General features: G+C 55.7%; 4 protein-coding genes and 1 pseudogene. 2 read left to right on the top strand and 3 right to left on the bottom strand.

The features are described from left to right. Positions 1 to 298, top strand: a pseudogene (locus AAAC48_RS15110) (6-chlorohydroxyquinol-1,2-dioxygenase); the annotation flags it as partial. 1,063 nt (positions 299 to 1,361) lie between these two features. Beyond that, entirely contained in the window at positions 1,362 to 2,264 is a 903-nt protein-coding gene (locus tag AAAC48_RS15115) for an AraC family transcriptional regulator (RefSeq protein WP_340654959.1), read from the top strand. A 7-nt stretch (positions 2,265 to 2,271) separates the two neighbouring features. Here the strand turns inward: AAAC48_RS15115 and AAAC48_RS15120 are convergent, their stop codons facing one another. The 3 genes from AAAC48_RS15120 to AAAC48_RS15130 form a co-directional block, all read right to left on the bottom strand. Beyond that, positions 2,272 to 2,514, bottom strand: a complete 243-nt coding sequence (locus AAAC48_RS15120) for an aldehyde dehydrogenase family protein (RefSeq protein ID WP_340654961.1) — start codon at positions 2,512 to 2,514, stop codon at positions 2,272 to 2,274. Positions 2,515 to 2,990: 476 nt separating this feature from the next. Beyond that, positions 2,991 to 3,545, bottom strand: coding sequence for a flavin reductase family protein (locus AAAC48_RS15125; protein ID WP_340654960.1), 555 nt, complete (start codon positions 3,543 to 3,545; stop codon positions 2,991 to 2,993). Between the two features lie 99 nt (positions 3,546 to 3,644). Beyond that, a complete protein-coding gene (locus AAAC48_RS15130) occupies positions 3,645 to 4,394 on the bottom strand; it encodes an SDR family oxidoreductase (RefSeq protein WP_340654962.1) in 750 nt (249 codons plus the stop codon). Between the last annotated feature and the right edge of the window lie 236 nt (positions 4,395 to 4,630).

Consider the following 4,630-nt stretch of genomic DNA (forward strand, 5'->3'; position numbering starts at 1 on the left):
CCCGAATGACGGCCCGGTCGGCCAGATGCTCGATCATCTCGGCCGCCATCCTTATCGCCCCGCGCATCTGCACTACATCATTAAGGCCGAAGGCTTCGAGACGCTGATCACCCACATCTTCGATCCGCACGATCCCTATATCAATTCGGATGCCGTCTTCGGCGTTAAGAAGAGCCTACTCGCGAAATTCAAGCACACGCATGATCCGGGTCGCGCCGAGGCGTATGATTTCGATGGCGACTTCTGGGAAGTCGAGCACGATTTCGTCCTTGCGCGTGTCGGCGAAAAACGGGGCTAGAGCCGCTCCAGCCAAAACCGTCTTGCGGGACCGCTCTATATCTCTTCGGTTGCCCAATTCCGGACGGAAATCGCTACAAATTTTTTCTAGAACAGCTTCAGCAGACTGCGAGTAATCGAGTGGGTTCGCGGACGGGTGATGTCGGGTTAGCGTGTTCAGTGTGTGTTGCTCTTGCCTTTGATTGACAGATTTCAGGCGAGCGTGCCGGTCATGGCTTTCCAGTGCGCTATTGCTCTCAGGCGATGAAGGTAAAGGGAAAGAGCTGAGCACTCGGACTGCGCAGGAACGAAGAGGTTGCGAATTGCGGAGAAGGCTGAAATGAAGCGTTGAAGGTTTCCCGGGGATCGGAAACCTTTATCCTCCCCTGCACCCGACTTGCAGCTGGAGATCGAAATGATAGTTCGTTTGCCTTCGTGACCTTGGTCGTGAACGTTCTCCGGCGGAGGCGAGAACGGTACAATCAGGAAATTGCCGCAACCGTCTGCCATAAAGCGTCACCCGCTAAGATGGTGACCTTTCGGAGAAACCCGCAAGAGCATTTCCAGCCATGCGACGACCTCTTCAAGGAGTATGTGGGCGACTATAGCCCGGCCGGCATCCTCATCGACGTTTTGGATCTGGCATTCCATCCGCGCCATTTGCCCCTGTTTGTTTGAACGAAGGGGGATGCCCGTGCTTAGAGGTGAGACTTGACGAATTGGAGAAATAGGCAATCCATTTCGAGCAACGATATACCGGGGTCAGATCGCTGCCTGTACTCTGGATATGCTAAAACAACACTCTGAACTAGATAGAGGGTAAGGCGCAACATGGAACTTCTTCAAAGATACATGGCTTGGGAAAGCGCGGCAGCGAATAATTTCTGAACTTGAATCTCTGCCGTGCGAAAGGGTGGACTGAAGAGCCGTAAATCCGTTAGCTGCATTTTCGACCAATGCGACGCGCCTTGGAGATTCAGTCGAACGCGCAATCATTTCACGTTGAAGAACGGAAGCTCTAGAGCCAAGGTGTCGGAGTTCATCAACCGATGCCTCTAGCTGCCTGACGAAAGGATCTTCATATCATGAGTGTCATTTCCGAAATTGCGCGGTTGATCGAAAAGCACTCGGGCGCTGATGGAATTTTCGCGACCGATATTCCCCGTCTCAACCTCATCCGATCGTCCGAACCTACCGTGCCGACACATGTCCTTTACGAACCTGCCATCTGCATTGTTGTCCAGGGCAGAAAACAGACCATTCTCGGCGACGACGTGTACATTTACGACGCAACCCAATATTTGACGGTTTCGGTTGATCTGCCGGTTCTGGGGCACGTGGTGGAGGCTTCGAAGGAGAAGCCCTATCTGTGTTTGCGGCTCGATCTCGATCCCGCCTTGATTAGCGCAATTATGCTGGAGACCCCACAGGAAAATCTCGCCAACCAGCTGCCCCAGCGGGCGATGTCGCTGAACCCGATGAGCGAGGAGCTCTTGGACAACGCATTGCGCTTGCTCCACCTTCTCGAGGAGCCAAAGCACATTGCAGTCCTCGCACCCCTGGTCGAACGTGAATTTCTTTACCGATTGTTGACCGGCGAACAGTCCGGACGCTTGCGCCAAATCGCCTTGTCAGAGAGCCGGGCGCAACAGGTCAACAAGGCAATCGGACTGATTAAGCGGAATTTCCGCAAGACCCTTCGAATCGAACAGGTGGCGTCGGAGGCCAACATGAGCCCCTCGTCATTCCACCAGCATTTCAAGGCCGTGACCTCGATGAGTCCGCTGCAATATCAAAAGCAGCTGCGGCTGCAGGAGGCCAGGCGGCTCATTCTCAGCCAGTCACTTGACGCGGCGACTGCCGGGCACGCTGTCGGTTATGACAGTCCGTCTCAGTTTAGCCGCGAGTACGCGCGGCTGTTCGGCCAGCCGCCGCTGCGCGACATCGCGCGGCTAAAGGATATGCCACAATACTTGTTCGAAGCCTGATCTAAGCTTAAGTGAGCACGCCGGGTGTCAAAGTCAAATGCTTGTATTCAATAAAATCTTCAATCGCGCCAAGGCCGTTTAAGCGTCCGAGTCCCGACTGCTTGAAGCCTCCGTCCTCGAACTCGTCGTAGATTACCGCCCAGTCGTTGATCCATATTGTCCCGGCTTCGATTTCGCCGGCAACGCGCAACGGCCGGTCGACGTCCCTTGTCCAGACGCTCGCAGCCAGCCCGTATTCGCTGTTTCCGATCGACCTTCTCGCACAACCGCGCTGCCATCACCGCACCAGCGGATCCGCCGCCGGTTGTCCAGCTACGATCGCGACTTTTTGTCCGAAGCCGCGGCCGGTTGCCCGAACGTTGCGTTGACAAGCATTGCCCCCGACGCCTACCGGGCCAAGGGCGCCGTAGGCCAGGAGTGTACGGCGCGTTGGGAGATGATCCCGTGAGTTGTTCATGAAAGGTCCTTCGAGCGGTTCGCTCAACGGTGTTGGTCGACCGGCGGTGGTGCCGGCTTTGCGAAGAGGCGTTGGGCTTTACTAGAAATAGCACCGCCTCAGGCGAAGGAAATCTGCACAATCTTGACCGCAAGGTTCGAAATATTCGGGAAGCGGTTGTCGTGTCGGCTAGTCGGCACTGCAAAGACTGGATTGTCCAACGGGGTCGCGGTGTCACGATCGTCGACTGGGACGTGTCTGGACGGGCGACATACGACCCCATCTGGTTCCTAGAGATTTTGCGGCTTGAATTTGTCGCGAAAGCTGATGGTATCCCCGGCAATCATGAACTCGCCGTGGCCCCGGTAGTGCATGGTCTTCGGACTGTCGGGCTTCGTGGCGACGTGGGCGGAGACGATCTTCCATACAAACAGCCCATACTTGCCTATCAGACTCTGGTCCGTCAGCCGGCACTCGAAATTGGCGTAGCATTCATCGATCAGCGGTGCATCAACCCGGTCTGCTTTCACTGCCGTCAGGTCGAACTCACGAAACTTGTCGATCTGGGTTCCGGGGCTGTTTCCTATGGCGACAACCTTGTCGGCCAGTTCGACCGTCGGGAGATTGACGACACATTCGCCGCTCTTCCGGATCATTTCGAAGCTGTGATTGCCGGTCCAAATAAAGCAGCCGAACAACGCGGGCTGAAACTGCATCATCATATGCCAGCCCATCGTCATGATGTTGCTCTTGCCCGCATGGGATGAACTCACGAGGACAATGGGACCGGGTTCAAGGAAACGCCGTACATCGTCAAGTGGATATTGGGTTTTTTCGTAACGCATCGATCTGTCCTTCATGAAGATTCGGAGTCAACGCTCCAGGATGTGATGTGGACCCTCTCCGGTCTGGTGCCGGAGAGGGGCAGGGGCAATAAGTTCCGATTACCAACCCTGCTGTGTCGGAAGCACAAAGAGCTCGGCAACGTTCATGTGCTTGGGTGCATTCAAGGCAAACAGGATCGTGTCCGCGATGTTGTCGGCCGTCAGGAATTCCATCTGCGTCTTGAGGTCTTCCATCTGCTCCACATAGGTGGGATCAGTGATCTGATCGTAGAGTTCCGTCTCAACCGCACCGGGCTGAATGCAGGTGACGCGAATGTTGTGCGTCGGGGCGAGTTCCATACGTAGACCGTCGCTGAACGCGGTGATTGCATGCTTAGTGGCGCAGTACACCGACAGCCCCTTGAATGTCTTCCGACCGGCGATCGACGAGGTATTGATGATGTGGCCCGACGACCGCTTGATCATGTAGGGCAGCACCGCCGCGGTGGTGTTCAGAAGCCCCTTGACGTTCACGTCCACCATCCGATGCCATTCAGCGGTCTTCAGGTGCTCGATATCGGAAAGCGGCATGAGTCCGGCATTGTTGAATACGATATCGATCGTGCCATAGGCTTCCACCAGTTTCTCGACGCCCGCCGTGACCGCCGCTTCATCCACAACGTCCATTTCGATTGCGATGGCTTCGCCGCCGGCTGCCCGGATTTTTTCCTGCAATTCAGTCAGGCGATGCAGCCGACGGGCGGCCAAACCCAGCTTGACGCCGTTTTCAGCCAGCTTGAGCGCCGTCGCAGCGCCGATGCCACTTGATGCACCTGTAACGAGGGCGACTTTTCCCTTGATAGACATAATCTCTTCCTTTGCGTTGAAAGGTTGGTGCTTGGGGACCGAACCTTTCTGGTTTCTGTTCACCAGAAGAGCTTAGGAAGATTGGAGCACTGTCGCTTTGGCGGCATTGCTAAACACTGTCGGGCTTTTGCTGAAAAGAATTTGAATAACGAAAAGTGGGGCCGAGGGGATATGGTTGACGTATGGATAATTCGCGTCAGTCGCGGTAATCGCGCGGCGACACGCCGACCACGCGCCTG

The organism is Phyllobacterium sp. (assembly GCF_037994405.1).
Classification (GTDB): domain Bacteria; phylum Pseudomonadota; class Alphaproteobacteria; order Rhizobiales; family Rhizobiaceae; genus Phyllobacterium.

What these genes read in the sequence shown, in the direction of transcription:
- AAAC48_RS15115 (WP_340654959.1), top strand. Translation starts at nt 1,362, where the DNA reads ATGAGTGTCATTTCCGAAATTGCGCGGTTGATCGAAAAGCACTCGGGC.
- AAAC48_RS15125 (WP_340654960.1), bottom strand. Translation starts at nt 3,545, where the DNA reads ATGCGTTACGAAAAAACCCAATATCCACTTGACGATGTACGGCGTTTC.